Source organism: Phenylobacterium sp. (assembly GCF_044358365.1).
GTDB lineage: Bacteria > Pseudomonadota > Alphaproteobacteria > Caulobacterales > Caulobacteraceae > Phenylobacterium.
The window spans coordinates 24134-49771 of the sequence record NZ_JBIKNZ010000016.1 but is presented as its reverse complement, the minus strand read 5'-3'; the positions used below and the strand labels follow the sequence as shown (position 1 = coordinate 49771).

Sequence of the window (25638 nt, the reverse complement as noted above, 5' to 3'; positions counted from 1 at the left end):
CGATGGGCCCGTTTCTGAACCCTCCTCCAACGCTGATGGACGGCGTGATCCGACTGGACGCCCCGACTGTCGCCGACGCGGAGGCGCATGTTGCTGGCGAGGACCGCGAAATCCGCCTGCGGTTCGAGTCGCCGGACCCCGATTTTCCGGCCACACTGGAGCGCGCTCGGGAGGTGTTTGCCGGATGGATGGCGACGCATCGGGAAGATGGCCCGACGATAGTCTACGCCGTGCGCGGGCCGTCGAACCAGCTCGCGGGTGGCTGCAAGATCCGGCGCCTCGCGGCGGGCGGCGCAGCGGTCTCCTACTGGATATATCCGGCGTTTCGTCGGTTGGGATACGGCGCCCGCGCGCTTGCACTTCTCTGCACCGTCGCCGCTGAGGATCCAGAGCTCACGCGTCTTGAGGCGCGCATTGATGCCGATAACCTGGCGTCACGCCGGACTGCGGAAGCAAATGGATTCATCGATAACGGCCTGATCGAAGACGAAGCTCAAGACGGTCAGATCGTCATGCGCAGAATCTATCTGCGCGCGCCCTGAATTCGGCGACGCAGCCCTTTCCCTTCGCCCCTTGTGGGAGAAGGTGGCAGGCGAAGCCTGACGGATGAGGGGTCGAAAATCGGGTCAGGATAGGTCACCCTGGGCCATGGCTCGCCCCACGACCGTTCCTCAGGCCCGCGCTCTGCGCCGCCGGGCGTCGGAGACCGAACGCATGCTGTGGAAGCTGCTGCGGGATCGAAAGCTGGAAGGACTGAAGTTCCGGCGACAGTTTCCGCTCGGCCCCTACGTTCTGGATTTTGTCTGCCTGCGACACCGGCTGGTGATCGAGGCGGATGGCCCGTTTCACGATCCGACACAAGATGCTGTTCGAGATGCTTGGCTGGCAGCCGAGGGCTTCCGCGTCTTGCGCTTCCCGAACACCGAGATTCAGCTGAGGGACTGGCAGGTCATTGGGCGCATTCTCGAGGTCGTCGGAGCGCCGCCACCCCAGCCATAGGCCTGTGCGACCCCTCATCCGACCGCCTTCGGCGGCCACCTTCTCCCACAAGGGGAGAAGGGAAAGGCGGCCTCCGAAAACAGACGATCAGCACGGCCTTGCCATCTGCAGGAAGTACTTCCTGAGTCGCACCTTCACCGGGAAAAGAAGACCTGCGAGACCTCGCACCGGCGTCGCATTCTCGCTACACCTGCCGCGAACACATCAGGCGCGGCCTAACGCGCCCTCTTGGGAGCCTCGACACATGACCGCCAGCCGCCAGATCCACCTCGTCCGCCGTCCCTCCGGCGTTCCCGTCGTTGAGGACTTCGCCGTGGTCGAGGTCGACACCCCGGATGCCGCCGAGGGTGAGGTCCAGGTACAGAACGTGCTGATGTCGGTGGACCCCTACATGCGACCCCGCCTCACCGCTGACCAGCCGCTGGACGCCCCCATGCTGGGCGGCGGCATCGGCCGGATCGTCCAGTCGCGCAACTCCCGCTTCAAGGCAGGCGATCTGGTCCGCCACGGCGCCGGCATGCAGGAGCGCTTCAATTCCGACGGCAAGGGTCTGCAGGTGCTGACCACCGACCCGGCGCTGTCGCTCAGCGTCTACATGCATGCGCTCGGCGGCACCGGTATCACGGCCTATGGCGGCCTGCTGGAAACCGGTGCGCTGAAGGACGGCGAGCAGGTGTTCGTCTCCACCGCGGGCGGCGCGGTAGGGTCTGTCGTGGCCCAGATCGCCAAGATCAAGGGTTGCTATGTCGGCGGCTCTACGGGCGCCGACGACAAGGCCGCCTGGCTGCGCGACGAGGTCGGCCTCGACGCCGTCGTCAACTACAAGACCACCCCGCTCACCAAGGTCCTGCGGGAGGCCATGCCCAAGGGTATCGACGTCTATTTCGAGAACGTCGGCGGCGGTCATCTGGACGCCGTCCTGCCTCGCATGAACCAGCGCGGGCGCGTCGCCGTCTGCGGCATGATCTCCACCTACAACGGCGGCGGCGAGGGCGTGCGCAACCTCTCGACCATGATCTACAGCCGGATCCGCATGGAAGGCTTCGTGGCCAGCGACTTCCCGCACCTGCAGGCGGCCTTCGTCAGCGACATGACCGGCTGGCTGAAGGATGGCCGCATCAAATATCAGGAGACGATCCTGGACGGCTTCGAGCGCGCGCCCGAGGGCCTGATCGGCCTCTTCTCCGGCCTCAACAGCGGCAAGATGCTGATCCGCGTTTCGGAGTAACGCTTAGCCGGGATGAGCGGTGATAGGGGAGGTCAGAGCGAGTGGATTGCGCTCCAGGCGTCAGGTTCCAGCCACCGGCCTCGAAAGTCGGTGTGCCAGGAATGTCGCGCCCAGCCTAAGTCCCATCTCGTCGATGCTGTGCCCCAGTCTCGGCGAGACGTGGGTCACCACATCCAGGCCGGCGGCTTCCAGCCCTTGTTTGGCCCTGGCCAGCGAGGCCACCGGCAGCACCTCATCGGCGTCGCCGTGGATCAGCAGCACCGGTGGCCGGGTGACAACCTCGACCGTCAGTTCGTCGGGGTCGGCCAGCATGCCCGAGAAGCCCACGATCCCGGCCAGCGCCTGCGCCCGGCGCGGCCCCACATGCAGGGCCATCATCGTGCCCTGGCTGAACCCCACCAGCGCCATCCGGGCCTCATCCAGCCCAAACTCGGCCAGTTTCGCGTCGATGAAGGCGTTCAGTCCCGCCGCCGGCTTGCGCACACCCGCCGCCCGGCCTCCCGGTGTCAGATTACTCAGGCCCCACCACTGATAGCCATCCGGCGCGCCCGGGCAGATTTCCGGCGCGTTGGGCGACAGGAACACCGTGTCCGGCAACGCGCCGCGCCAGTACTCGGCCAGGCCGATCAGGTCGTCGCCGTTCGACCCATAGCCGTGCAGAAAGATCACCATCGACTGCGGCGCCCCGCCGGAAGCGGGCAGGCGCATTGGCCCTTCAAGCATCGTCAATGTCCGGTCCTCGCTCTGCTATTGGCGACTTACATACACCAGCTTCGATAGCGCGCCTGCCTTGCTGATCGTCACGACCTGGCGCTACGCGCCGGCGACGCCCTGCACCTCGCCATCGCGACTGGCCAGGGCGCTGCCATGCTCACCCTCGATCGACGCCTCCATCAGGCCTGCTTGGCGCTCGGCCATCCGGTGCAGACGGTCTGACCCCCTCGAGGACACCATGATCGCCGTGGTCACCACCGTCAGCTACGCGCTGAAGCAGGCCCTCAGAACGTCTGCTTCGCCCAGGCCGTCTTGCACAGGTGCTGGTCGCGGAAGGCGTCAGCCGTCATCGCCGTCACCCCGCCGCCCGAGGCTACGTCCAGCGCCTGGACCGTCCCGCCCTTGAATCCTGCCCAGGCCGGGGCGCCCGCGCCGTTGGGGTTGCCGGTCTTCGCGAAGTTGGTCCAGTAGGTCGACATGGTCGTCTTCAGCGCGGTCTGTTCGGCGTTCTGGGCCGCGCTGGCCATGCCGAACAGATAGGGCAACTCGAACGCATGCGCCGCGCCCTGTGGCAGGCTCAGCGCATATTTGCCGCCGAATACGCCGAACAGCGGTAGCGCGGTCTGGTCGCGGAACTCATACATCCAGATCGGCGCACCCTGCGCGGCGATGCGCGCTGACACGTTCACGCCGTTGCACGAGAAGGTGCTGTCGGTGCCCGCCGCCGCCGCCGCGCGGCTGGGCTGCAGCCCGACATCGTCGCCGTGTCGGCTCAGTGGATAGTATCCCGCCAGGTCGCTGACCGAGACGCCGGTCTGACTGGCCATCGCCTCCGCGCCCTTGTTGAAGCCCTCGGCCGTCATCAGGAAGGAGCGGTCGGCGGGATTGAAGTTGGGCGGCTTGGCCGCAAAACGCGCGCCCAACTCGGCCAGGGCCAGGAACAGCAGGTTCTCGTCTTCGTTGGATCCGTTGATCACCGGGACCTTGTTGTTGGCGCCGGCCGCGAACGTCGCCTTGATGGACCGGGTCAGCACCTTGCCGTCAATCGAAGGGATCACCCCGCCGGTGGCCCGTTCGAACGCGCTCATCAGCTTGCCGCGCACCACCGTGTCGGGCAGGCCGCGCAGGCAGGCCGCCGTCACCGCGCCGCCGGCGCAGGCCGCGCCCGGATCAGCGCCCGCCATCGCCGTCTCCAGCGCCGTCGTGCTCTTGGCCTCCAGTTGCGCCTGGGTCAACTGGCCCGACACCCCATAGGCGCCGCTCTGGATGATGGCCTTGTCGAACAGTCCCTTTGACAGCGGCGAGGCCAGCAGCGTCAGCACGCTCATGCCGCCTGCAGATTCGCCAAAGATCGTCACGTTCTTCGCATCACCGCCAAACCGGCTGATATTCTCCCGCACCCAGCGCAGCGCCGCCTGCTGATCCATCATCCCGTAGTTGCCCGCGCTGCCCCCCGCATCGCGCAGCGCCGGATGCGCCAGGAAGCCCATGGCCCCCAGCCGGTAGTGGATCGCCACCACGATCACGCCCTTGCCCACCAGCGGCTCAGCCTGGGCATAGGTCGAGGCGTCGCCGGTGGTGAAAGCCCCGCCGTGGATCCACACCATCACCGGGAACGGGCCTTTGCCGGTGGGCGTATGGACGTCCAGATAGAGGCAATCCTCATTGTCGCCCCGGGTCCGGAACGGGCTGTCCGGCCCGGTCTGCAGACAGGCCGCCGCCGTCTTGCTGCGTGCGATCGGCGCGGTCCACTTCGCCGCCGGCGCGGGCGCCTTCCAGCGCAGCTCGCCCACTGGCGGGGCCGCAAACGGAATGCCGAAATAGCTGCGCATCGCCGCCCCGCGCTCGGTCGCCTGCACCGGCCCGTTCACGGTCTTCACCACCACCGGCGCGTCCGCCGCCAAGGCCGGCGTCGTCGCCAGGACTGCCAGCGCGGCCAGGCTCGCGGAAATTTTCGATGTCAGGTGGCGCATGCCGTTTCCCCAGAAAGACGCGTCCCGAATCCCGGAACATTCGGGCGATCTATGAGGCCGCCTGAGGCCGCGCGCAACGCCCCGGCCTACCCCATTTTCCGATACAGTTTCGGCGTCAGCCGCCCCTTGCGCGCCAACAGCGACCGGATCTCGGCGTTCGTCGCTTGTATGCCCATCAGCCACACCTTGTCCGGGACCAGATGCTCGGCGTTGAAGGCCAGCCAGCCGTCGCGCCAGTCGCAGGCGTCGATGAAGGCCGCCCGAAACCCCGGACATCCGCGCACCCGCGTATAGAGCGCCTTGAATGACGGCGCCCCCGGCCGCCGCACGGCCTCGCTCACCGACGCCCCGTCGCGCAGGTCGCTCAGCAACTGTCCCAGCGCCTGCGCCGGCACCATGGGTCGCCGCCCGCCGCGCCGCCGCCGGCCGCGCAATCGCCGCAACGCATCGCGCTCGGCCACCCGGTTCGCCGCCAGCTGCGCCCGCACCTGCGCCACTGCCTCCCCGAACGCGGGCACGACCTGCATCCACCGGAACACCGTGCAATAGGCTGGCATCCGAGGATCGGCCGTGATCGACTTCACCGTCTCCCCGGCGCCGATCCGCGTCAGGATCAACTCCCCCATCGCCCAGGTGAAGGCGGTGTCCTTCCACCCGGACCCATGGTCCATCGGCGGGATCGGCAAGTCGCAGGCGGGGTGTGGTTCGGTGGACATCCGGACAGTCCAACATGCGGCGACGTCAGTTCCGGACGTAGTCACTTCCTCTCCCTATTGGTTTCTCCGGGGGAGAGAAGGTTGAATGCGGCGCCTTGCGGCTTCGGGAAAGTGTCTGCACCTCCACTTTCCCCCGTCTCGAATGTTCCCTATAAGTTCTTACCTCCCCCGCAAAGCGGCGGGAGGGGGACCACGCCCCGAAGAGGGCGTGGTGGAGGGGGCAGGCCGCCAGTCACCGCATGAGACGCACTTTGATCGCTAACCGCGCCCGGGCCTTGCGACAGGTCATGAGCGACCCAGAGGTCATCCTGTGGACGCGCCTGCGTGGGCGCGGCCCCGACAAGCCTACCTTCCGCCGCCAGCATCCTTTCGGCTCTGTCATTCTAGATTTCTACTGCCCGTCAGCGCGGCTCGCTGTGGAGGTTGATGGCGCTACCCACTGGGACGACGCTGCTCAGGCGCGGGACGAGGCACGCGATCATTGGCTCAGGTCCCAGGGCGTCGATGTCATGCGCATCCCTGCATCCCAAGTCTACAACCAGCTGGGCGATGTCGTGTACGCCATCCTGTGGCGCGTGGACGAGCGTCTTCGGACGGGGCCGGCCCCCTCCACCCCGCCCTCTACGGGGCGCGGTCCCCCTCCCGCCGCTTCGCGGGGGAGGTAAGGATTCAAGGGTAGGTGAGGGCGGCGCACCTGGCCATCCGCCTCTACCTTTCCCCCGCAAAGCGGCGGGAGCGGGCGGTGGTGGGGGCAGGCCGCTTGCACGGCCCATCACCCCAACGAAAAGCCCCGCCGGTTCTCACCGACGGGGCTTCCCGAACTCAAAACGTAATCAGCGGCTGATCAATACCCCTGGATCCGCGCATACCGGTCGCGGTGGAACGCCTGGTTCCCAAACGCCGCTTCCGCCGCGCGGGCGCGCTTCAGGTAGAAGCCCGCGTCATGCGCATCGGTCATGCCGATGCCGCCGTGCATCTGCACCATCTCGTTGCTCACCAGGTGGAACGTGTCGCCCATCTTGGCCTTGGCCAGCGACACTAGCTCCGGCACGTCCGGGGCGTCGTTGTCGATGGCGCTCAGTGCGGCTTCCACCGCCGAGCGGCTCAGTTCCAGCTCGGTGAACATCTTGGCCGCGCGGTGCTGCAGGGCCTGGAAGGAACCGATCACCTGGCCGAACTGAACGCGGGTCTTCAGATAGTCCAGCGTCACTTCAAAGGCCTGCACGGCGGCGCCCAGCATTTCTGCGGAGATGCCGGCCCGCGCGCGGTCCAGGGTCTTTTCCAGCAGGGCCGCGCCGCCCGTCAGCTTGTCGGCGTCCGAGACGGCGACGTTGTCGAAGCTGACGTTGGCCGCGCCGCGGCTGTCGGCCAGGTTCAGCTTGGTGCGCGTCACGCCGGGGGCGTCAGCGGCCACCAGATAGAGTTCGACGGCGCCGCCCGAGATGGCCGAGACCACGAACACATTGGCCGCCATGCCTTCCAACACGAAGGACTTCTTGCCCGAGAGTTTGCCGCCCGAGACGGTGGTCGCCACCTTGTCGGGGCGATGGTGCGGGCCTTCATCGACCGCCAGGGTGGCGATGGCCGCGCCTTCCGCGATCTTGGACAGCCAGGCCGACTTCTGCGCGTCGGAGCCGCCCAGGATGATCGCCGAGGCGCCGCCCAGCGCGCTGGCCAGCAGCGGCGAGGCGGTGAGCGTGCGGCCGGTTTCTTCCAGCACCAGACCCAGGCTGAGGTAGCCGAAGTCTGAGCCGCCGTATTCCTCGGGGATGATCACCCCGGCCCAGCCCATTTCCGCCATCTCGTTCCAGGCGGCGACGTCATAGCCCAGCTCGGCGCCGCTATCGCGCATCTTGCGGAAGGCGGTGACCGGGGACTTCTCCTGCACCCAGCTCTTGGCTGCGTCGCGCAGCATGCTCTGTTCTTCAGTCAGAACGGCCATAGTTGTTGTTTCCTTCGTGAATTTCTTGTCGTGACGTTGGTGATCGGGATTTCAGATGGAGAGCGGGTGCGGCGTCAACGCCCCCTCCACCCTTCGGGTGCCCCTGCCCCTTGAACGGGGAAGGTTCGTCGCGCGTACCTCCCCTGCGCAGCGGGGGAGGGGGACCACGAAGTGGTGGAGGGGGCGCTGCGTTCGCACATCACTTGCTTTGCGTAAGGTCCGGCAAGCCCAGAATGCGCTTGCTGACGATATTCGACTGCACCTCGGACGAGCCGCCGAAGATGGTGAAGGCCTTGCCGAACAGCCAGCCGCGCACCGCGCCCAGTTCCTCAGCCGAGAAGTCGTCGCCCTCCCAGCCCAGGCCCTGATGGCCCATGATCTCCAGCGCCATCTCGTGACGCTCCTGGATCAGGGAGGTGCCGGCGTTCTTCATGATCGAGGTGGTGTTGCCGGGGCTGGCGTTGCCGCGCGCCTCGACCATGGCGCGCACAGCGGTCTGCTGGAACGCGCGCATGTTCATCACATTGTTGATCAGGCGGGTACGCAGATCGCTGTCGGCGATCCGGCCTTCCTCGTCGACGCCCACATATTCCTTGGCCAGCTGCTCGATGGGCTTGCCGCCCGAGCCCAGCCCGCCGCCGGCGCCGGTGAGGCCCGAACGCTCGTGCTGCAGCAGCCGCTTGGCGATGGTCCAGCCGCCGTTCAGCGGTCCGACCAGGTTCTTCTTTTCGGCAATGGCGTCAGTCAGGAACACTTCGCAGAAAGGTGAAGATCCCGCGATCAAAGGAATCGGACGGGTTTCAACACCCTTCTGATGCATGGTGAACAGTACGAACGAGATGCCTTCGTGCTTCTTCGAAGTATCCGTCCGCACCAGACAGAAGCACCAGTCGGCCCATTGCGCGCCGCTCGTCCAGATTTTCTGACCGTTGATGACGAAGTGGTCGCCTTTATCTTCGGCTTTCGTCTGAAGACCTGCAAGGTCCGAACCGGCGCCCGGCTCGGAGAAGCCCTGGCACCAGGCGATTTCGCCGCGGCAGATCGGCGGGATGTGCTCCTGCTTCTGCGCCTCGGTGCCGTACTCCAGCAGGGTGGGGCCGAACATCATCACGCCCATGCCGCCGATCGGGTTGTAGGCCCGCGCCCGGGCGAACTCGCCCTGCACCACCCGCGCTTCCGCCGAGCTCAGTCCGCCGCCGCCATATTCCTTCGGCCAGGTGGGGGTGCCCCAGCCCTTGGAGCCCACCGCCTTGCGCCAGGCTTCCATGTCGGGTGTGGGCGTGTTGCGCTCCTCCACCTGCATCGGGTTCTTGCCTTTGAGCGCGGCGGGGAAATTCGCCTCGACCCAGGTCCTTACCTCGCCCCGGAAGGCCTCGAGGTCAGTTCCGCCAAAATCCGCCATCTGTCTTCGTCCTCTTTGAACCCAAATTCCTGATCGTCATCCCCGGGCCTGACCCGGGGACCCATGCTGACCTTGCCGCCCACAAGCCGGAACGTCCGGGAGCATGGGTGGCCGGGTCAAGCCCGGCCATGACGAGCGCTGTGGTAGTCTACCGTGCCTGCGTCACCTCGGGCAGTCCGAGAATCCGCTTTGAGATAATGTTCAACTGCACTTCCCAGGAGCCGCCCGCAATGGTGCCGCTCTTGGTGCGCAGCATGGCCTTGATCGTGCCGGTCTCGTCGTCGGTAAATCCGGCGCCGTCCCAGCCCAGGCCCTGATGGCCCAGCACCTCGACCGACAGCTCGGCCTTGTCCTGGCGCACCTTGGAGCCCACGTTCTTCAGCACCGACGAGGCCGCATTGGGGCCGGAGTTGCCGCGATTTTCCTCTGCCGCCCGCCGCCCGGTGAGCTGGAAGGCGCGTTCCTCCATCAGGTGTTCGGTAATCCGCCGGCGCAGGTCCACGTCGGTCAGCCTGCCGCTGTCATCGACGCCCACATAGGCCTTGGCCAGATCCTTCAGCGGCGGTCCGGGCACGGCGCCGGGACCGGGACCGCCGCCCGCGCCGGAAATGCCCTCCCGCTCGTGCTGCAACAGTCGCTTGGCGATCGTCCAGCCACCGTTCAGCGGCCCCATCAGGTTGGCCTTGGGCACCTTCACATCCGTGAAGAAGGTCTCGCAGAAGGGCGCCGTATCATTGATCAGCCGGATCGGCCGCGGCTCAACGCCGCCGCCAGCCATATCGATCAGCAGGAAGCTGATCCCCTCATGCTTCTTGGACGTATCGGTACGTACCAGGCAGAAGCACCAGTCGGCCTTGTCGGCGCCGCTCGTCCAGATTTTGCTGCCGTCCACAATGTAGTGGTCGCCCATGTCGACGGCCTTGGTCTGCAAGGACGCCAGGTCTGATCCGGCGCCGGGTTCGGAGAACCCCTGGCACCACATCTTCTCACCCTTCACGATGGCCGGGATGTATGCGTGCTTCTGGGCCTCGGTGCCGTACTCCAGCAGGGTCGGGCCGAACATGATGACGCCCATGCCGCCGATCGGGTTGTAGGCGCCGATGGCGGCCATCTCCTGGGCCAGCACCTTGGCTTCCTCGCGGCTGAGGCCGCCGCCGCCATAGGCCCGGGGCCAGGTAGGTGTGCCCCAGCCCTTTTCGCCCATCGCCTTGCGCCAGGCGTCCCGCTCGGGGCTCAGCGCTTCCAGCCGCTCGCCACCGCCCGTGGCGCCCTTGAGGGACGCCGGAAAGTTGGCCATCAGCCATTCGCGAACGTCCGTCCTGAACGCCTCGAGGGTACTGCCGAAATCTGCCATCTCAAGTTCCTCCCTGAGCCCTTTCACCTCCCCCGCGAAGCGGCGGGAGGGGGACCGCTCGCCGGAGAGCGAGTGGTGGAGGGGGCAAGCCGCTCAATCGACGCTTGCCGCCTGTCCCCTCCACCCCGCCCTATTCGGGGCGTGGTCCCCCTCCCGCCATCGCAAGCGATGGGGGAGGTAAGGGTTTCTACCCTTGCGTCGTATCCGGCAGACCCAGGATGCGCTTGGAGACGATATTGCTCTGCACTTCCTGGCTGCCGCCGTAGATCGTGGTCGCCTTGCCCGAGAGCCAGGCGCGAACCGTCTCCAGTTCGTCCTTATCAAAGTCCTCGCCGGCCCAGCCCAGGCCCTGATGGCCCATGATCTCCAGCAACAGCTCCGACCGGTTCTGGCCGATCCAGGTGCCGGAGTTCTTCATCACCGAGGTGGTCGCCGAAGGGTTCACATTGCCTTTGGCCTCGTCCATGGCCCGCAGGACCGTCAGGGCGTGGGCCTTGGCATTGATCTGGTGCTGCGAGATCCTCGCCCGTAGATCGCTGTCGGCCAACCGGCCCTGATCGTCGATGCCCACATATTTCTTGGCCATGTCGGGGATCGAAATCCCGCCGCTGCCGGCCATCCGCGATCCGCCCTGGCCCGAGCGTTCATGCTGCAGCAGCCGCTTGCCGACCGTCCAGCCACCGTTATACGGCCCGACCATGTCGTCCTTCTCGGCGCGCGCATCGGTGAAGAAGGTCTCGCAGAACGGCGACGAGCCGGCGATCAGCTTGATCGGCCGGGTTTCGACCCCGGGCTGGTGCATATCGATGAGCACAAAACTTATGCCCTCGTGCTTCTTCGTGGTATCTGTACGGACCAGACAGAAGCACCAGTCGGCGTATTGCGCGCCGCTCGTCCAGATCTTCTGGCCATTGATTTTCCAGTGATCTCCGGCGTCCTCGCACTTGGTCATCAGACTGGCGAGGTCCGATCCGGCGCCGGGCTCGGAATACCCCTGGCACCAGCGCAGCTCACCCTTCACGATCGGCGGGATGTGGCGCTGCTTCTGCTCTTCGGTGCCGTATTCCAGCAGGGTCGGGCCGAACATCGACAGGCCCATGCCGATCATCGGGTTGTAGGCGCCGATCCGGTCCATCTCGTCGGCCAGCACCCGTGCCTCGTCGCCGGTCAGGCCGCCCGCGCCATATTTCTTCGGCCAGGTGGGGGTGCCCCAGCCCTTCTCGGCCATCCGCTGCTTCCAGACCAGATAGTCGCCGGTCGGCTTCACCCCGCCCGCGATCATCCGGGTTCCCGCCTCGGGATCCTCCCGCAGCGACTGCGGATAGTTGGCCTCAAGCCAGGTCCGCGCCTCCATCCGGAACGTGTCCAGGTCCGAACCGCCGAAATCCGCCATCGCAAACTCCCAAACTGGTGTTGTAGTAATACCGCTTATTCTAATCTTACTTCGGATCGGGCAGGCCTAGAACCCTTTTTGAGACCACGTTCAGATTGATTTCCGAACTGCCGCCCTCGATCGAGTTGGCCTTTGATCGCAGCCAGCCGCGAACGGCGGCCAGCTCGCCGGGCTCGTAGCCCTCGCCGGCCCAGCCCAGTCCCTGATGGCCCAGCCCCTCGACCAGCAGTTCGTTGCGCTCATGGGCGATCTTGGCCCCGGCGTACTTCATGGCGGCGGCCAGATTGGACGGACCGTTGCCGGCCTTGGACTCATCCTGCTGGCGGTGCACGGTCAGCTGGAAGGACCGGGCCTCCATCAGGTGCTCCGTGATCCGGCGGCGCAGGTCGGTGTCGCTGAGCCGCCCGTCGGCCTCGACCCCGACGCCGGCCTTGGCCGCCTCGACGACGGTCGGCACCGCTGTGACCCCGCCGATGTTGCCGGCGCCCAGGCTGGCTCCGATGCCTTCCCGTTCAAACTGCAGCAGCCGCTTGGCGATCGTCCAGGCGCCGTTCAGCGGTCCGAACAGCTGATCCTTGGGCACCTTCACGTCGGTGAAGAAGGTCTCACAGAACGGCGACGTCCCGTTGATCAGCAGGATCGGCCGGACTTCGACCCCCGGGGCCTTCATGTCGATCAGCAGGAAGCTGATCCCTTCATGCTTTTTCGACCGATCCGTGCGCACCAGACAGTAGCAGCGATCCGCGTACTGAGCGCCAGAAGTCCATATTTTTGAACCACTTACGAGGAAGTGGTCGCCCTTGTCCTCGGCCCAGGTCTGCAGCGACGCCAGGTCCGATCCGGCGCCCGGTTCGGAGTACCCCTGGCACCACCAAACGTCGCCGCTGACGATGCCGGGGAAGTGCTCTTTCTTCAGCGCATCGCTGCCGTACTCCAGCAGCGTCGGGCCGAACATCGAGACGCCCATGCCGCCGATGGGATTGCGGGCGCCGATCTTCGCCATTTCCTCGGCCAGAACCCGGGCCTCGTCTCGCGACAGACCGCCGCCGCCGATGGACTTCGGCCAGACCGGCGTACCCCAGCCCCTGGCGCCCATGGCGCGGCGCCAGGCCAGCGCTTCGGGACTCTCCGGTTGGGCCTGAAGCTTGGCAAGCTGGGCCATCGGGGTCTCTGCCAGAGACTTCGGGAAATTGGCCTCCAGCCAATCCCGCGCCTCGGCACGGAAGGTTTCTACGTCGCGGCCAAAGTCAGCCATGTCTCGCCCTACTTCATGTCCGGAAGGCCAAGCACCCGCTTGGCGATTACATTGAGATTCACTTCGGAAGTGCCACCCTCGATGGAGTTGGCCTTGGTTCTCAGCCAGCCGCGCACCGCGCCGATTTCCGGCGGATCATAGCCCTCGCCGTCCCAGCCCAGGCCCTGATGACCCAGCGCCTCGACCATGAGTTCGGAACGTTCCTTGGCGAACTCGGCCGCCGCATATTTGATGATCGACGTGGCTGCGCTCGGCCCATTGCCCGCGCGACTCTCGGCCGCCGAACGATTGATGGTCTGTCGCAGCGCCTGGAAGTCCATCTTGTTGAGGGTGATCCGCTTGCGCAGGTCTGCATCCGGGAGGGCGCCATAGGAGGTAGCGAGGTTTGCCAGATCGCCGGACGCGCCACCGGCCGTGCCGCCCTCGCCGAACCCGGCGGAGATGTTCTGACGCTCATACTGCAGCAGCCTTTTGGCGATTTCCCAACCGCCGTTGACCCGGCCGACCAGGTTCTCCTTGGGGATCTTCACGTCAGTGAAGAAGGTCTCGCAGAACGGGCTCTCGCCGCTGATCAGCTGGATCGGCCGGGTCTCGACGCCCGGCGACGCCATGTCGATAAGCACGAACGAGATTCCCTCGTGCTTCTTGGTCGCGTCGGTCCGCACCAGGCAGAAGCACCAGTCGGCCTTGTCAGCATAGCTCGTCCACACCTTGCTGCCGTTGATCAGCCAGTGGTCGCCCTTGTCCTCGCATCTGGTCGCTAGCGCGGCCAGGTCCGAGCCGGCGCCTGGCTCGGAATAGCCCTGGCACCAGCGGACCTCGCCTTTGATGATCCGCGGCAGGTGGACCAGCTTCTGGGCTTCGGTGGCGTATTCCATCAGCACTGGCCCAAGCATCCAGATTCCGAAGGCAAGCACCGGCGGCCGGTACTTGCCAGCGGCCAGCTCCTTGTCCAGAATCCGGGCTTCGTCAGCCGTCAGCCCGCCGCCGCCATAGGCCTTTGGCCAGGTAGGTGTCGTCCACCCCTTGGCCGCCATGCGGTTCATCCAGAGGATTTGCGGATCTTGGGAACCTGCGAACGCCCGACCTCCCCATACCGCTTCCGGGTCAGTCGGCGCATCGGCGCTGCGCAATTCGGCGGGATACATCGCCTTGAGCTGCTCGCGGACATCCTTTCGGAAGGCCTCAAGGTCGACGGCGCCGAAATCGGCCATGACGATCTCCCAACTGTTACAGGACCCAAACTTAATGATCGTCCCGGCAAGGGCAAGCCGAATGAAACAGTTGTTTGAGCGGATATGCGCCAACCTAGCTAAGAGAACGACTCAATGAGCCTGTTGTCTGACCTTAAGCCCGCCACGAACGCCGCCGCGCCGTGGACGGCAGCGTTACTCACCCTGGCCGCGGGTGTCATGTTGCTGGCGTCGGCGGCCACGCCCTCCGAACCGACGCGGTTCATACGCGTGATGCAGATCGAGCCGGTACTTCTGATCGAGCTCAGCCACTTCGCGTCAAGCGTTCTGGGGCTGCTCCTGGTGATGCTGGCCTTTGGGCTGCGGGCGCGGCTTGGTGCGGCCTGGGCAGCTACAATTGTGGTGTTGCTGGCGGCGGCTCCGCTCAGCCTGGTGAAAGGATTCATCTGGGAAGAAACCACCATCCTGACCGCACTTGCCGTGATGCTCGTGCCCTTTCGCCGGGCGTTTCCGCGAACCGCGCGCCTGACCCGTATGGAGGTGACCCCCGGATGGTTGCTGTCGGCGGTCTGTCTGGTGGCAGGGGCGGGTCTCCTCGGGGTCTGGTCGTTCCAGCACGCTGACTATGGCGAGATGCCGTGGTGGGAGGTCATGGCGGACGAGGATGCGGCGCGGTCTCTTCGCGGCTGGGTGGGTGCGGCCATGGCATTGTTGGCGGTCGGCGTCTGGCGCCTGCTGGCCTCCGCCGCCACGCCCGCGATCGTCGGGGATGAGGACCCGGAGTTTCAGCGCGTGCGCGCGATCCTGGCCAACGCGGAGGTGTCCAAGCCGACCTCCAACCTCGCGCTTCTGGGCGACAAGCGGTTCCTGTTTTCTGCGTCCGGCGACACGTTCCTGATGTTCGGGGTCAGGGGGCGTAGCTGGATCGCGATGGGCCCGCCGGTCGGGCGGCGCGACGAGCGACTCGAATTGCTCTGGCAGTTCCGCGAGCTCGCCGACTCTCATGCGGCGCGCCCGGGATTCTATCTGCTCGAGGCAGACGATCTGCCAGACATCGTCGAGTTGGGTTTTGCGATCCAGAAGCTGGGTGAAGCGGCCGTGACCCCGCTGGAAGACTTCACCATTGAGGGCACCAAACGCGGCAACCTGCGGCGAGCGTGGCGCAAGGCGGCCGAGGAGGGGGCGACCTTCGAGGTTGTACCTCCGGAGGCGGTCGAGGCGCTGATTCCGGATCTGCAGCGAATTTCGGATGCTTGGCTCGCCGGCCACGCTGGCGGCGAGAAGGGTTTCGCTCTGGGCGGCTTCCATCCACCCTATGTTCAGCAGTTTCCGGTGGCGCTGGTCCGGTGGGAGGGCCGCATCGTAGCCTTCGCGACCCTTTGGCCTGTGGCCTCCCTTTCGGCGTACTCGATCGATCTGATGCGCTATGTCGAGGAAGGTCCGCGCCGGATCATGGACTATCTGTTTGTCGAACTGATCCAGTGGGGGCGCGAGCAGGACTACGCCGCCTTTGACTTCGGCATGGCGCCGCTGTCTGGTCTGGATGATCGCCCGCTGGCGCCGATGCTTTCGCGGGTGGGTCGGCTGATCTTCGACCGTGGCGAGGAAATCTACAACTTCCAGGGCGTACGCGGATACAAGGACAAGTACGATCCGCTGTGGCAGCCGCGATATGTCGCAGCCCCGCGGAAGTGGGCCATCCCGCTCTTGCTGGCCGATGTCGGATTGTTGACCTCCGGCGGTATGGCCAATCTTGCCAAGCGCCCTTCGAAGAAGACCGACGAGATGGTCCCGGCGGCGGCTACAGCCCCGGTGGGTTGACGCCCGCCATCCGGAGAGCGCTGAACAGGAACATCATGGCTCCCGCTGCCGCCAGCAGCATGATGAAGCGCCATGGCGCCATGCGCGGGCCCTTCAGCGGGTTGGGCGGCCGCGCGCCGCGCCAGCCCGCGAACAGCCCGATGAGCGCCAGGACCAACCCAAAACTGACCGAGGTCGAGATCGTCATTGCATCGGTTTAGTCCGTAGCTAAGGGATCATCCACAGAAACCCCCGCGACCCACCAGATGTTGTGTTAACCGCGCGTTTACACCCCATAGTTCGGCGCCTAGGGTGAAAACCATGCGGGAGGTGCGATTCGGATGAGCGCAGGGGCGCCCTGGAGCGTCAAGGGAATCGATCCCAAGGCCCGTGAGGTCGCGAAGGATCTTGCCCGTCGCTCCGGCATGACGCTGGGTGAATGGTTGAACCGGGTCATCCTGGAAGACGACCTGCCCGAGGACGTCACCGCAGAGGCCCAGGTCTCGGATCGACTCCATCGATTTTCAAACCCCGCGCCGCGATTGGCAGTGGCTTCAGGGTCATCAGACCTCGCGCGTATCGGTTTTGCGCTGGATCGTGTGACCGACCGGATCGAGGCGTCTGAAACCCGCACCGGCCTGGCGATCCATGGTGTTGAGCATTCGGTCCGACAGGCGCTGGCCCGTATCGAGACCGCCGAGCGGGAGCAGCGCGCCAGCGCACACCGCCTGGAGGGGTTGGTCGCCGAGAACACAGCGGAGCAAGTCGCGTTCGGCGCGCGTCTGCGCCACCTGGAATCAGAACCAGCCGGCCCCCGGTCTGTCGAGGCGATGCAGGCCCTGGAGGTGCGCCTGGCCAGCGTTGAGCCAGAGGTTTTGACCGATGCCGTGCTGCAGCGGCTCGGAGAGCGACTGGCCGAGGCCGAGGCGCGAACCGCCAATGCACTGGAAACCCTGCAAAGAACTCTGGCATCCTTCGACCAGCGTGTGGCCGCCGTTGAGCGCCATGACGCTGCCGCCGTCGAACAGAGGTTCGAGACTCTGGGCCTTGCACTGACGCAGCAGGTTGAGCTGGTGCGTGGCGAGGTCGCGCGGAAACTGGAAGCCGCGACGGGCCCGGCGCTAGAGGCCCGGCTCAGCGCCATGGCCGAAACGGTGAAGGTGGCCGAGCGGCGATCCACACGTGCTGTCGAGGAGATCGGCCGACAGGTGCTGTTGATGGCCGAAGCGGTCAGCCGCAAGCTGGGCGAAGTGGATCAACGAAGCGCTGACGCCATTGATCAGGTTGGGTCCGAGGTCGCGCGGATCGCAGGTGCGGTCGAGCTGCGCCTGGCCCGTGGAGAGCACGCGCAGGCCGAAGCCTTCGCGCGCCTGAACGCTGGTTTCTCAAGGGTTACCGACGCGCTTGCCGCTCGCGGGATAGGCGCGGATGTGGAGGTTGACCCTGCGTCTGCGCCGCTGGATGCCGTCGACCTGGAACCGGTTGATGCGATTGAACATACGCTGGTCGCAATCGATCAGGAGTTTGACCAGGCGTTGATCGCCAACGACGCGTCGATCGAGCGCGATCCCCAGACGGCCGCTCTGCTTGAGGAGGCTCGTGAGCGATTGGGTCTGGGCCGTGCTGTAGAGGTCGAAGACCAATCGCCCGCGGCGTCTGATCCATTCGAGCCAGACCCCCAAACCCTGGCGCTTCTGCAGGAGGCCTGGCAACGCCTTGGCCCTCCACCCGAACCCGCACCTGAACCTCTGCCGGTGGAGGTCGCAACGCCGTCGACGCATAGGGGGCCATTCGATCCCGAGTTTTTCGCCAGGGCCGAATCTCACGACGATAGTCGCCAGGAGACCTACGAGGCCCCTTGGCGGCGCCTGGATCTTGATGGATCGGCGCCAGAAGCTGAGACGGCCTTTGTTCCGATCCAGGAATCCGATGACGAGGCGCTGTTCGCGCCTCGCGACGCTGCGCCGTCTCCTCCCGAACTGTCGACACGCGAGGTCATTGATCGTGCTCGCGCGGCAGCCCGCGCCGCCGACGCCACCCGGCCTCTGGACATGCGGGCGAAGGTCGACCGCAAGGCCGCTACAGGTCGTCTGTTTCAGGGATTTGGGACCAAGCCGCCATCCCGTCGCCACAACACGGCCCTGCAGACCGCCCTGCTGGTGGCTGGGGGTGCAGCCTTTCTAAGCGTAGGTGCAGCCGGCTTGACCCTGATGCAGGGCCCGGCGGGCGGCGCGCGAGACGCCGAGATTTCGCCGTTGGGGCCAAACCCCCGCGCGGCGGTGGCGCTCTCTGCCCCGGCACGCCCGGTGTCGACACCCGTTTTAGAACAGGTTCGGCGCGACGTTGAGAACGGCGCCCCAGGTGCGATTGCCCGTCTCAAGGCGCTTGCCGACGCGGACCACCCGCAGGCTCAGCTCTATCTGGCTCAACTCTATGATTTGGGGCAGGCTGGAATGGCCCGTGACCCTGTTGAAGCCCGTCGCCTGGTCGCTCTGGCCGCCGAAAACGGTGATATCCAGGCGATGCACAATCTGGGCGTCTTCTATTTCAGGGGAGAGGGCGGCCCTCAGGATCTCGCCAGCGCAGCCAAGTGGTTCCGCAAGGCTGCCGAGGGCGGCGTTATCGAGAGCCAGTACAATCTGGCGCTCCTCTACCAGACCGGATCGGGCCTACAGAAGGATCTGACCAAGGCCCGCTACTGGTTCGCCGAGGCCGCCGGCCAGGGCGATACCGAGGCAAGCCGTGCGCTGGCGAGCCTGGACCGACCGTCCAAACCCAGCCCAGCCGGGACGCCTGCCGGTCAGACGCGACCCTACACCCCGGCGACGGGACCGGGCGTCTCGCAGAATGTCCGCCAGACCCAGCTGATCCTTGCGAGGCTGGGCTACTACGATGGGCCGGCAGACGGCTTGTCCAATCCCGCCTACCGGACGGCGCTGTCCGCGTACCAGACGGCTCTGGACGGGCAGGGCGTCGGATCCCGGCCCACGCTCGCGAAGTGATCTGCTTTGACCGGGGGCTGATCCAAGGCCCGTTCAGGGCATAGGCGCGAGAGGTGGATATCTATCTCCCCATTGCCGAGATCGCGGTCAACGCGCCGCTGATCGTCGCGCTCGGGGCGCTTGTGGGCTTCATCTCCGGCTTGTTCGGAATTGGCGGCGGCTTCCTGATGACACCGCTGCTGGTGTTCTTCGGCATTCCCGCGCCAGTGGCGGTGTCCAGCATGGCGTTGCACGTGGCCGGGTCGTCCATGTCGAGCGTCATGGCTTACAGTCGCCGCCGTGCTGTGGACTGGCGCATGGGCGGCGTTCTGGCGACCGGTGGGGTGGTCGGCGCCATCGCCGGGGTGGAAATCTTCCGATTGCTTCGGTTGCTTGGACAGGCCGATCTGATCGTAGCCCTGGCCTATCTGGTGTTTCTGGGCGTCATCGGCGGGCTGATGCTCTGGGAATCCCTGGGGCAAATTCTGCGGCGCCACCGTGGTCTGCCGAATCCGCCGCAACGGGCTCGCCGGCCGATCTGGCTCTATGGCTTGCCCCTGAAGGTGCGCTTTCCCCGGTCCCGCCTCTACATCAGCGTCATTCCACCGCTGGCGCTTGGTGTGTTCGTGGGCGTCCTGTCCGCCATCATGGGTGTCGGGGGCGGGTTCATCCTGGTTCCGGCGATGATCTACATCCTGCGGATGCCAGCCGGCATGGTGGTGGGCACCAGCCTGTTCCAGATCATCATCACGACCGCTCTCACCGGCGTGTTGCAGGCTGGCCGGAACCAGACGGTCGATGTTGTGCTGGCGACCTTGCTGCTGGTTGGGGGTGTGATCGGCGCCCAGCTGGGTGCGCGCGCGTCCTCGCGGTTCCGGGCTGAAGAGTTGCGCGCCATCCTGGCCCTGATCGTTCTGCTGGTCGGCCTGCGGATGGGACTGGGCCTGTTTCTCACGCCGGAAGAGCCTTTTGTACTCATGACGGGGATGGCAGGATGACGCGCGCCGTCGTTCCGCTGGCCATGTTCACTGCACTTGCTGTGCTCACACCCGCGCGAGCGGCCCCGGTGATCTCTGCGGCGCTCACCGACACCACGGTGAAGGTCTCGTCGGACTTCAACGGTGCCCGGATCATTCTGTACGGCGCGGTGTTCGATCCCTCGGCGACCCCCAGCGATGTGGTTGTGCTGGTCCGGGGTCCCGAGCAGGCGGTGCGGATCACCCGCCGCGACAGGGTTTTCGGCCTGTGGCTCAACAGCCGCCCTGTGGTGTTTCGCGGTGCTCCGGGCTTCTATCGCGCAGCGTCCAATCGTCCGCTGGATGAAATCGCGACCTTCGGGACCTTGCGAAGGCTTGGGGCGGGCATCGACCACCTCGCCATCAATGCGCCGGAGGAACAGAGGATCGAAACCCGCTACGGGGTCCGCGACATCGTCGTCTCGCGGCTGGGCGCCGACTACTATGCATGGCGGCGGGCCGTGGTTCGGCTCAAGCAGGCGGCGGGGCTCTACAACGAGGATGGCCGGGGCGTGCGTTTCGTAGATCGGGGTCTGTTCCGCGCCGAGATCGCACTGCCGGCCGGAGCGCCGACCGGGATCTATCGGGCCGACATTCTATTGTTTCAGAACGGAAAACCTGTTGCGCAACGGTCGAGGGCGCTGACGGTCGAAAAGGTCGGCATTGAGCGGGCCCTTTACGTCTGGGCGCATGTGAGGCCATGGTCTTACGGGTTGGTTTCCATGGCGTTTGCCCTGGTGGCCGGTTGGGCGGCCTCCATGGCCTTCCGGAGGGATTGATGGCTCGTGGATAGCGTGACACCCGCCTCGAGATCGGAATCGCCGCCGCTGGCCCTTTGGGCCATCGCCGCGCTGTGCCTGTCGCCATTTGTGGCGGCTGCATTGATCTTCAGCTACGGCCCGCCAAAGCATGCCACGATGTCTCTGAATATCCTGATGACATGGTCCGCGGGCGGCATGTCGTTCCTGGCTGGCGTACGCTGGGGACTTGAAACCCGCGAGCCGGATCCCCGCTGGCAGCGCCAGGGATTTTCCGCCCTTGCGGCCTTGGCTGCGTGGATCATTTTCCTGGCGCGCGGCCATGCCCCCGACACCTGGATCCTGGGCGGGTTTATCGCGGCCTTCCTGATCCAGTGGCTGTTCGACCACCAGACGCCGGACACGCCGTCGCGCTATCCCATACTATCGACAGCCGTCACCGGCGTGGCCTGCGTTTCGTTGGCGCTGGCGCTGGAAAAGGCGCTGCACGCCTGAGCGGGCGATACAAGAAGGACACCATCATGCGCCTCAGACAGATCGCCTTGGTCGGGCAGGACCTCGCCGCCGCGACGGCCGATATCGTGGACGTTCTGGGATTGGGTGAGGCCTATGCCGATCCGGGCGTAGGCAAGTTCGGGCTGACCAATGCAGTCTGGCCGGTGGGCGACACCTTTCTGGAAGTGGTCACGCCCCTGCAACCGGGCACGACGGCGGGTCGCCTGCTGGAAAAGCGCGGCGGCGACGGCGGCTATATGGTGATCCTGCAAGTGGACGACATTGCAGTGGCCCGCGGCCACATTCATGCGGCCGGCGCACGGGTGATCGAACAGGTGGACGTCAAGGACAAGGTGTCCATGAGTCACATCCACCCCAAGGATATCGGCGGCGCGATCCTGTCGGTGGATCAGATGATTCCCAGGGAGAACTGGGAATGGGGCGGTCCGGACTGGCGCCGCAACGTGCGGACGGATGTCTCGGCGGCCGTGGTCGGCGGCGAATTGCAGGGAGATGACCCGGAGGGCATGGCACGACGCTGGGCCACCGTGCTCGGGCTCACGGCTGAGCCTTTTGCGGCGGGTTGGCGAATTGCGCTCGACGGCGGTGAACTGCGCTTTGTCGCGGCGACGGATGGCAGAGGCGAGGGCCTCAGCGTGTTTGATGTTGCGGTGCGTGATCCCGAAGCAGTCCGCAACCGGGCGAGGACCCGCAACTGCCTCGTCCCGGACGGTGGTGTTGTTCTATGCGGAACCCGCGTCCGCCTGATCCAGGCCTGATCTATTCGCTACGGTTCAGGATCGCGGCGGTGTCGACCAGTTCGGCCAGTAGCGACAGGGTGGCTTTGCCGGAGCAGTCGAACGGATTCAGTTCCACCCTCTTGAAGTACTTCAGTAACAGCGACGGATTGATCCGGGAGATGGTCACCTGGCCCATCGTCCAGTTGCCGAACCGGCGCTCGCCGATTTCCTCATAGATCAGAAGCCGGACCTGCTCATGGCGAGGATCCCGCACGATGGTATTGTAGAGATCACACACTTCATCCCGGCCGCCCTCCAGCACTTGGATGAAAAGGTCGTCGGAAACGCACAATAGGCCTGTCACCCCCAGATCGGGGTTGTTCTTCCGCGACTGGGCGAGAATATCATCGCAGGAAGACTCCATGAGGGCCTTCGACGGACGACTTGCATAGAGACAGCGCACAAGCATCTGCGGCTCACTTCCGTTGTTGTAGGAGGGACAGGAACTCGCTTCTCAAGTGCTTGTCCTTGAGAAAGGAGCCTCTCATCACGCTGTTGATCATCTTGGTCTCGCTGTCCTTTACCCCACGCCAGTGCATGCAGAAGTGATCGGCCTCCATGACGATGGCGAGACCATCAGGCCGCACCTTGTCCATCAGCAGTTCGGCCATCTGGGTGATGGCCTCCTCCTGGATCTGTGGGCGCGACATCACCCAATCGGCCAGGCGCGAGTACTTTGAAAGCCCGATCAGGTTGGAGTGCTCATTGGGCATAAGACCGATCCACAGGCGCCCCATGATCGGGCAGAAGTGGTGGCTGCAGGCGCTGCGCACCGTAATCGGACCCACAATCATCAACTCGTTGAGCGACTCTGCGTTGGGAAACTCCGTAACCGGCGGCGCGTCAGCGTAGCGGCCGCGAAACACCTCTGTGAGATACATCTTGGCCACCCGGCGCGCGGTGTCCTGGGTATTGTGGTCGCCCTCGGTGTCGATCACCAGGCTTTCCAGCACGCCCTGGAACTTGCCTGCCACCTCGGTAAGCAGGGCGTCCATTTCCCCGGGCTCTACGAAGGCGGCTATGTTGTCGTTGGCATTAAACCGTTTGCGAGCACGTTGCAGCCGCCTGCGGATCGTCACGGAAATCGGCTCCGGGGCCGTTATATCGCTGGGCGGGGGCGGTTCGCTCATGGGACTCTTCGACGCGCGCGACAGGAAGCGCCTGCCCGTACCGTATCGACCTACAGCCCGGGGAACCGCACGTCATGTGAATCCGGCGTGACGCAACGAAACGCTAGTGTCTATTTTTCGGTCAGGTTCCAGACGCCGTCCCAATCGCGGGGTGGTGGCGCGTCCCGGAGCAGACGACAACGCCCCACATACATGCTCGCCGGGCCGTCGTCCGGATAGAGCTCCAGCGCCGCCAGGAACGCCCGCTCCGCCGTATCCCAGTCGCGGGCGCGATAGGCGTTCAGGCCCTCCGCGTGAAGCATCAGCAATGACGCCATGGCAGGCTCATGAGCGCGATAGCCGAGGGAGCAGCGTCTCACCCAAGCCGATCACACTGCTTACGCCTACGCAGAACAGCTTCGCCGCCTGATGCCGGCTCAGCCCGCCATCCACCGCCGCCACGGCGCGACGCTAGCTACGCCAGAGCCACTTCAGTGACTCCGCGAAGATCGCGCCCGCATGCCGCAGGTTGTGCGCGCCGGAGCCATACTCAAACCGCACGTCATATCCCGCGAAGTCCAGCGCCCGCGCCATGGTCTGGTTGGCTAGCGGCCAGTCGCCCAGCACGTTGCGACCGTCGTTTTCCCCGCTCTGCAGGAACACCCGGAGCGGCAGCCGTGGCGTGATCCCCACCAGATAGGGATAGTTATGCCCGCCCATGATGTTCACGAACGAGCCGCAGTGGCTCAGAACGCGCCGGAACTGGTCCGGAAAATGCCAGGCCGCCGTGAAGGCGCAGATGCCGCCGCTGGAAATGCCGCACACGGTGCGATGCTCCGGATCGCGGGTGAGGGTCAGGCCCTCCTGCGCTTCCACGAACGGCAAAACCTCCTCGATCAGGAACCGGCCGAAGCTGTCGGTCAGCGCGTCATACTCCTGCCGGCGCTGCTCGGCCGCTGCGGCGTAGACCTCAGCGCGCGGCGTGGCCGGATCTGTCGGCGCGTGCCCCGGGTTGACGAATACCGCGACAGTCGGCGCGATCTCGCCTCTCGCGTGAAGGCTGTCCAGCACCCGGGCCGCGCGCACGGCGCCCTTGGGGTCCAGGTAGCTGGCTCCGTCGTTGAAGACGATCAGGTGGGCGGGTTTGCTGCGATCCAGACCGGCCGGCGTGTAGACGCTGATCACCCTTTGCGTCCCCGGATAGATCTTCGACTGGTCCCAGTCCGCGTGGCGCGAGACCGCGCCTGTCGGCACATCGTCGCTGGGAAAGGCTTCGGGGCAGGGGTGGTAGGGCGCGTCGCCGGCATGCCGCAGATAGTTCGTGAAGTCGCTCGATCGGTGGCCGTTCACATCGCGGCTGCGGGTCTCATGCAGACCCAGCGCCTGATAGGTCCCAAGATCCATGGTCATGGCGCAGGCGTCCCTCCGGCCAGGGCGGCGCGATAGGGCGAGAGGTCCCAGCCGGGATACCGCACCTGGGCGCGGCGCAGGGTTTCCTCCGTCCAGAACGGATGACCGGGCGGCTGCACGCCGAAGCAGGCCAGTTGCTCCGGCGTCGCGTGGTCGAAGATATTGCGCCAGGGCTTGGTATGATGAAACGGCCAGGCGTGATAGCCGACGGCGTCGTTCCCCGCCGCCTTGAAGCAGACCATCACCGCATACCGGACGCCGCCGGGCGCCGTCATGTTGGTGCCCCGATGATAGATGTCGATGCCGTAGGGCACGATGGAGCCGGCCGGCGCTGCGCTGGAGCGGGCCATCGCCTTTAGGCCATCCTGTAACCTCGCCTGATGCTCCGGCGAAAAATCCAGCGAGCCCTCGGGCCCCGCCACCCTGGCGCTGTCCGGCCGCGTCACATAGTTCATCGCCCCGTGTGCGTCTGAGACGTCTGTGAAGTAGCAGAGGATCGTCACCGAATTCAGGTGGTCCGCCTCGGACGGTACGGTCAGGGTGTGATTGACGAAGTCGCAGTGGAACGGCTGGTCATAATCGGCGTCGCCGGTGAACTTGGCCCAGGCCTGGCACTGGTAGAGATGCACATCGTCGGTCTTCAGCGCCGCCTTGGCGAACGCGATCAGTTCCGGATGTACGCCGATCAGGTTCAGCGCCGGTGAGCACTCAAGCGGTATGGCGTCCAAGTCCTTGAACTGGGCGGCGTTGAAGCGGCCCAGCTGGCCCTCCCGCTTCTTTTCCAGCCCCGCCTCGGCGCCGGCCTCGCGGCCGAACACCGTGACAAAATCCGCCCTGACCGCCGCCACTTCGTCGGGCGTGAAGAAGCCGACAAGCGGCCGTACGCCGTCGCGACGCCAGATTTCCACATCCTCGGGGGTGAAGCGTTCGCTCATGGGGAGGTCCTGATCATTTCGTGGGGCAACAGACTGACCCATCATTGCTGCACCTACCAGCCCGAAAGTGAAATAACCCCTTCGCCCCGCCCCCCGTGTGTCATCCTGGTTTTCGCGCCGGCGAAAGACCGGGACCCATAAACACCGTCTCGCCAATCCTCGCAA

General features: G+C 65.6%; 25 protein-coding genes. 10 read left to right on the top strand and 15 right to left on the bottom strand.

The genetic code is table 11. The features are described from left to right. The first annotated feature begins 2 nt into the window (after positions 1-2). The 3 genes from ACIQ3B_RS06695 to ACIQ3B_RS06685 all read left to right on the top strand — a co-directional run bounded on the left by ACIQ3B_RS06695 (position 3) and on the right by ACIQ3B_RS06685 (position 2227). Positions 3-542, top strand: a complete 540-nt coding sequence (locus ACIQ3B_RS06695; protein WP_397400877.1) for a GNAT family N-acetyltransferase — start codon at positions 3-5, stop codon at positions 540-542. A 106-nt stretch (positions 543-648) separates the two neighbouring features. Next, positions 649-999, top strand: coding sequence for an endonuclease domain-containing protein (locus ACIQ3B_RS06690; protein WP_397400875.1), 351 nt, complete (start codon positions 649-651; stop codon positions 997-999). 244 nt (positions 1000-1243) lie between these two features. Next, positions 1244-2227, top strand: coding sequence for an NADP-dependent oxidoreductase (locus tag ACIQ3B_RS06685; RefSeq protein ID WP_397400873.1), 984 nt, complete (start codon positions 1244-1246; stop codon positions 2225-2227). Between the two features lie 60 nt (positions 2228-2287). On the opposite strand, the gene ACIQ3B_RS06680 is transcribed toward ACIQ3B_RS06685, so the two are convergent. The 3 genes from ACIQ3B_RS06680 to ACIQ3B_RS06670 all read right to left on the bottom strand — a co-directional run bounded on the left by ACIQ3B_RS06680 (position 2288) and on the right by ACIQ3B_RS06670 (position 5630). Beyond that, positions 2288-2935 carry an alpha/beta hydrolase gene (locus ACIQ3B_RS06680; RefSeq protein ID WP_397400871.1) on the bottom strand — a complete coding sequence of 216 codons (648 nt, stop codon included), beginning with the start codon at positions 2933-2935 and terminating at the stop codon, positions 2288-2290. Between the two features lie 290 nt (positions 2936-3225). Next, positions 3226-4914, bottom strand: a complete 1689-nt coding sequence (locus ACIQ3B_RS06675) for a carboxylesterase/lipase family protein (protein WP_397400869.1) — start codon at positions 4912-4914, stop codon at positions 3226-3228. An 86-nt stretch (positions 4915-5000) separates the two neighbouring features. Beyond that, positions 5001-5630 (bottom strand): hypothetical protein, encoded by a 630-nt coding sequence (locus ACIQ3B_RS06670; RefSeq protein WP_397400868.1) that lies wholly within the window; start codon positions 5628-5630, stop codon positions 5001-5003. 239 nt (positions 5631-5869) lie between these two features. On the opposite strand from ACIQ3B_RS06670, the gene ACIQ3B_RS06665 reads away from it, so the two are divergent. Further along, positions 5870-6295 (top strand): endonuclease domain-containing protein, encoded by a 426-nt coding sequence (locus ACIQ3B_RS06665; protein WP_397400866.1) that lies wholly within the window; start codon positions 5870-5872, stop codon positions 6293-6295. Between the two features lie 179 nt (positions 6296-6474). Here ACIQ3B_RS06665 and ACIQ3B_RS06660 read toward each other — a convergent pair whose 3' ends face one another. From ACIQ3B_RS06660 to ACIQ3B_RS06635, 6 genes are all read right to left on the bottom strand, one after another. Beyond that, positions 6475-7572, bottom strand: a complete 1098-nt coding sequence (locus ACIQ3B_RS06660; RefSeq protein WP_397400864.1) for an acyl-CoA dehydrogenase family protein — start codon at positions 7570-7572, stop codon at positions 6475-6477. Positions 7573-7771: 199 nt separating this feature from the next. Beyond that, complete coding sequence (locus ACIQ3B_RS06655; protein WP_397400862.1) at positions 7772-8974, bottom strand: acyl-CoA dehydrogenase family protein; 1203 nt, start codon at positions 8972-8974, stop codon at positions 7772-7774. A gap of 148 nt (positions 8975-9122) precedes the next feature. After that, positions 9123-10328, bottom strand: a complete 1206-nt coding sequence (locus tag ACIQ3B_RS06650) for an acyl-CoA dehydrogenase family protein (protein WP_397400860.1) — start codon at positions 10326-10328, stop codon at positions 9123-9125. 187 nt (positions 10329-10515) lie between these two features. Continuing rightward, positions 10516-11721, bottom strand: a complete 1206-nt coding sequence (locus tag ACIQ3B_RS06645; protein WP_397400858.1) for an acyl-CoA dehydrogenase family protein — start codon at positions 11719-11721, stop codon at positions 10516-10518. A 46-nt stretch (positions 11722-11767) separates the two neighbouring features. After that, complete coding sequence (locus ACIQ3B_RS06640) at positions 11768-12976, bottom strand: acyl-CoA dehydrogenase family protein (protein WP_397400856.1); 1209 nt, start codon at positions 12974-12976, stop codon at positions 11768-11770. Between the two features lie 8 nt (positions 12977-12984). Then, positions 12985-14190, bottom strand: a complete 1206-nt coding sequence (locus ACIQ3B_RS06635) for an acyl-CoA dehydrogenase family protein (protein WP_397400854.1) — start codon at positions 14188-14190, stop codon at positions 12985-12987. A 114-nt stretch (positions 14191-14304) separates the two neighbouring features. Between ACIQ3B_RS06635 and ACIQ3B_RS06630 the strand changes: the two genes are divergently transcribed. Next, positions 14305-15990 carry a phosphatidylglycerol lysyltransferase domain-containing protein gene (locus ACIQ3B_RS06630; protein WP_397400853.1) on the top strand — a complete coding sequence of 562 codons (1686 nt, stop codon included), beginning with the start codon at positions 14305-14307 and terminating at the stop codon, positions 15988-15990. Here the strand turns inward: ACIQ3B_RS06630 and ACIQ3B_RS06625 are convergent. Then, positions 15971-16177 (bottom strand): hypothetical protein, encoded by a 207-nt coding sequence (locus ACIQ3B_RS06625; RefSeq protein ID WP_397400851.1) that lies wholly within the window; start codon positions 16175-16177, stop codon positions 15971-15973. The two genes, ACIQ3B_RS06630 and ACIQ3B_RS06625, sit on opposite strands and share 20 nt — an antisense overlap. 133 nt (positions 16178-16310) lie before the next feature. Between ACIQ3B_RS06625 and ACIQ3B_RS06620 the strand changes: the two genes are divergently transcribed. The 5 genes from ACIQ3B_RS06620 to ACIQ3B_RS06600 are packed head-to-tail and all read left to right on the top strand — an operon-like array spanning position 16311 to position 21998. Continuing rightward, on the top strand, positions 16311-18971 hold the full coding sequence (locus ACIQ3B_RS06620) for a peptidoglycan-binding protein (RefSeq protein ID WP_397400849.1): 2661 nt from the start codon (positions 16311-16313) through the stop codon (positions 18969-18971). Positions 18972-19024: 53 nt separating this feature from the next. After that, positions 19025-19948 carry a sulfite exporter TauE/SafE family protein gene (locus tag ACIQ3B_RS06615; RefSeq protein ID WP_397400847.1) on the top strand — a complete coding sequence of 308 codons (924 nt, stop codon included), beginning with the start codon at positions 19025-19027 and terminating at the stop codon, positions 19946-19948. Next, positions 19945-20745 (top strand): TIGR02186 family protein, encoded by an 801-nt coding sequence (locus tag ACIQ3B_RS06610; protein WP_397400845.1) that lies wholly within the window; start codon positions 19945-19947, stop codon positions 20743-20745. The genes ACIQ3B_RS06615 and ACIQ3B_RS06610 overlap by 4 nt, the downstream gene beginning before the upstream one ends. A 15-nt stretch (positions 20746-20760) precedes the next feature. After that, complete coding sequence (locus tag ACIQ3B_RS06605) at positions 20761-21219, top strand: DUF3429 domain-containing protein (protein WP_397400843.1); 459 nt, start codon at positions 20761-20763, stop codon at positions 21217-21219. Positions 21220-21245: 26 nt separating this feature from the next. Then, positions 21246-21998, top strand: a complete 753-nt coding sequence (locus tag ACIQ3B_RS06600; protein WP_397400841.1) for a hypothetical protein — start codon at positions 21246-21248, stop codon at positions 21996-21998. Between the two features lies 1 nt (position 21999). Here ACIQ3B_RS06600 and ACIQ3B_RS06595 read toward each other — a convergent pair whose 3' ends face one another. The 5 genes from ACIQ3B_RS06595 to ACIQ3B_RS06575 all read right to left on the bottom strand — a co-directional run bounded on the left by ACIQ3B_RS06595 (position 22000) and on the right by ACIQ3B_RS06575 (position 25473). Continuing rightward, entirely contained in the window at positions 22000-22428 is a 429-nt protein-coding gene (locus ACIQ3B_RS06595) for a BLUF domain-containing protein (protein WP_397400839.1), read from the bottom strand. A gap of 7 nt (positions 22429-22435) precedes the next feature. Continuing rightward, positions 22436-23149, bottom strand: coding sequence for a GTP cyclohydrolase I (folE, locus tag ACIQ3B_RS06590; protein ID WP_397400837.1), 714 nt, complete (start codon positions 23147-23149; stop codon positions 22436-22438). 110 nt (positions 23150-23259) lie between these two features. Then, entirely contained in the window at positions 23260-23466 is a 207-nt protein-coding gene (locus ACIQ3B_RS06585; RefSeq protein ID WP_397400835.1) for a hypothetical protein, read from the bottom strand. A gap of 133 nt (positions 23467-23599) precedes the next feature. Next, positions 23600-24538, bottom strand: a complete 939-nt coding sequence (locus ACIQ3B_RS06580) for an alpha/beta hydrolase (protein ID WP_397400833.1) — start codon at positions 24536-24538, stop codon at positions 23600-23602. Beyond that, positions 24535-25473: a phytanoyl-CoA dioxygenase family protein gene (locus tag ACIQ3B_RS06575; protein ID WP_397400831.1), complete on the bottom strand. Its 939-nt coding sequence runs from the start codon at positions 25471-25473 to the stop codon at positions 24535-24537. Before ACIQ3B_RS06575 ends, ACIQ3B_RS06580 begins: the two co-directional genes overlap by 4 nt. Positions 25474-25638: the final 165 nt, after the last annotated feature.

Excerpts from the sequence above, each read along its gene's own strand:
- ACIQ3B_RS06695 (WP_397400877.1), top strand. The coding sequence starts at position 3 with ATGGGCCCGTTTCTGAACCCTCCTCCAACGCTGATGGACGGCGTGATC.
- ACIQ3B_RS06690 (WP_397400875.1), top strand. The coding sequence starts at position 649 with ATGGCTCGCCCCACGACCGTTCCTCAGGCCCGCGCTCTGCGCCGCCGG.
- ACIQ3B_RS06685 (WP_397400873.1), top strand. The coding sequence starts at position 1,244 with ATGACCGCCAGCCGCCAGATCCACCTCGTCCGCCGTCCCTCCGGCGTT.
- ACIQ3B_RS06680 (WP_397400871.1), bottom strand. The coding sequence starts at position 2,935 with ATGCGCCTGCCCGCTTCCGGCGGGGCGCCGCAGTCGATGGTGATCTTT.
- ACIQ3B_RS06675 (WP_397400869.1), bottom strand. The coding sequence starts at position 4,914 with ATGCGCCACCTGACATCGAAAATTTCCGCGAGCCTGGCCGCGCTGGCA.
- ACIQ3B_RS06670 (WP_397400868.1), bottom strand. The coding sequence starts at position 5,630 with ATGTCCACCGAACCACACCCCGCCTGCGACTTGCCGATCCCGCCGATG.
- ACIQ3B_RS06665 (WP_397400866.1), top strand. The coding sequence starts at position 5,870 with ATGAGACGCACTTTGATCGCTAACCGCGCCCGGGCCTTGCGACAGGTC.
- ACIQ3B_RS06660 (WP_397400864.1), bottom strand. The coding sequence starts at position 7,572 with ATGGCCGTTCTGACTGAAGAACAGAGCATGCTGCGCGACGCAGCCAAG.
- ACIQ3B_RS06655 (WP_397400862.1), bottom strand. The coding sequence starts at position 8,974 with ATGGCGGATTTTGGCGGAACTGACCTCGAGGCCTTCCGGGGCGAGGTA.
- ACIQ3B_RS06650 (WP_397400860.1), bottom strand. The coding sequence starts at position 10,328 with ATGGCAGATTTCGGCAGTACCCTCGAGGCGTTCAGGACGGACGTTCGC.
- ACIQ3B_RS06645 (WP_397400858.1), bottom strand. The coding sequence starts at position 11,721 with ATGGCGGATTTCGGCGGTTCGGACCTGGACACGTTCCGGATGGAGGCG.
- ACIQ3B_RS06640 (WP_397400856.1), bottom strand. The coding sequence starts at position 12,976 with ATGGCTGACTTTGGCCGCGACGTAGAAACCTTCCGTGCCGAGGCGCGG.
- ACIQ3B_RS06635 (WP_397400854.1), bottom strand. The coding sequence starts at position 14,190 with ATGGCCGATTTCGGCGCCGTCGACCTTGAGGCCTTCCGAAAGGATGTC.
- ACIQ3B_RS06630 (WP_397400853.1), top strand. The coding sequence starts at position 14,305 with ATGAGCCTGTTGTCTGACCTTAAGCCCGCCACGAACGCCGCCGCGCCG.
- ACIQ3B_RS06625 (WP_397400851.1), bottom strand. The coding sequence starts at position 16,177 with ATGACGATCTCGACCTCGGTCAGTTTTGGGTTGGTCCTGGCGCTCATC.
- ACIQ3B_RS06620 (WP_397400849.1), top strand. The coding sequence starts at position 16,311 with ATGAGCGCAGGGGCGCCCTGGAGCGTCAAGGGAATCGATCCCAAGGCC.
- ACIQ3B_RS06610 (WP_397400845.1), top strand. The coding sequence starts at position 19,945 with ATGACGCGCGCCGTCGTTCCGCTGGCCATGTTCACTGCACTTGCTGTG.
- ACIQ3B_RS06600 (WP_397400841.1), top strand. The coding sequence starts at position 21,246 with ATGCGCCTCAGACAGATCGCCTTGGTCGGGCAGGACCTCGCCGCCGCG.
- ACIQ3B_RS06595 (WP_397400839.1), bottom strand. The coding sequence starts at position 22,428 with ATGCTTGTGCGCTGTCTCTATGCAAGTCGTCCGTCGAAGGCCCTCATG.
- folE (WP_397400837.1), bottom strand. The coding sequence starts at position 23,149 with ATGAGCGAACCGCCCCCGCCCAGCGATATAACGGCCCCGGAGCCGATT.
- ACIQ3B_RS06585 (WP_397400835.1), bottom strand. The coding sequence starts at position 23,466 with ATGGCGTCATTGCTGATGCTTCACGCGGAGGGCCTGAACGCCTATCGC.
- ACIQ3B_RS06580 (WP_397400833.1), bottom strand. The coding sequence starts at position 24,538 with ATGACCATGGATCTTGGGACCTATCAGGCGCTGGGTCTGCATGAGACC.
- ACIQ3B_RS06575 (WP_397400831.1), bottom strand. The coding sequence starts at position 25,473 with ATGAGCGAACGCTTCACCCCCGAGGATGTGGAAATCTGGCGTCGCGAC.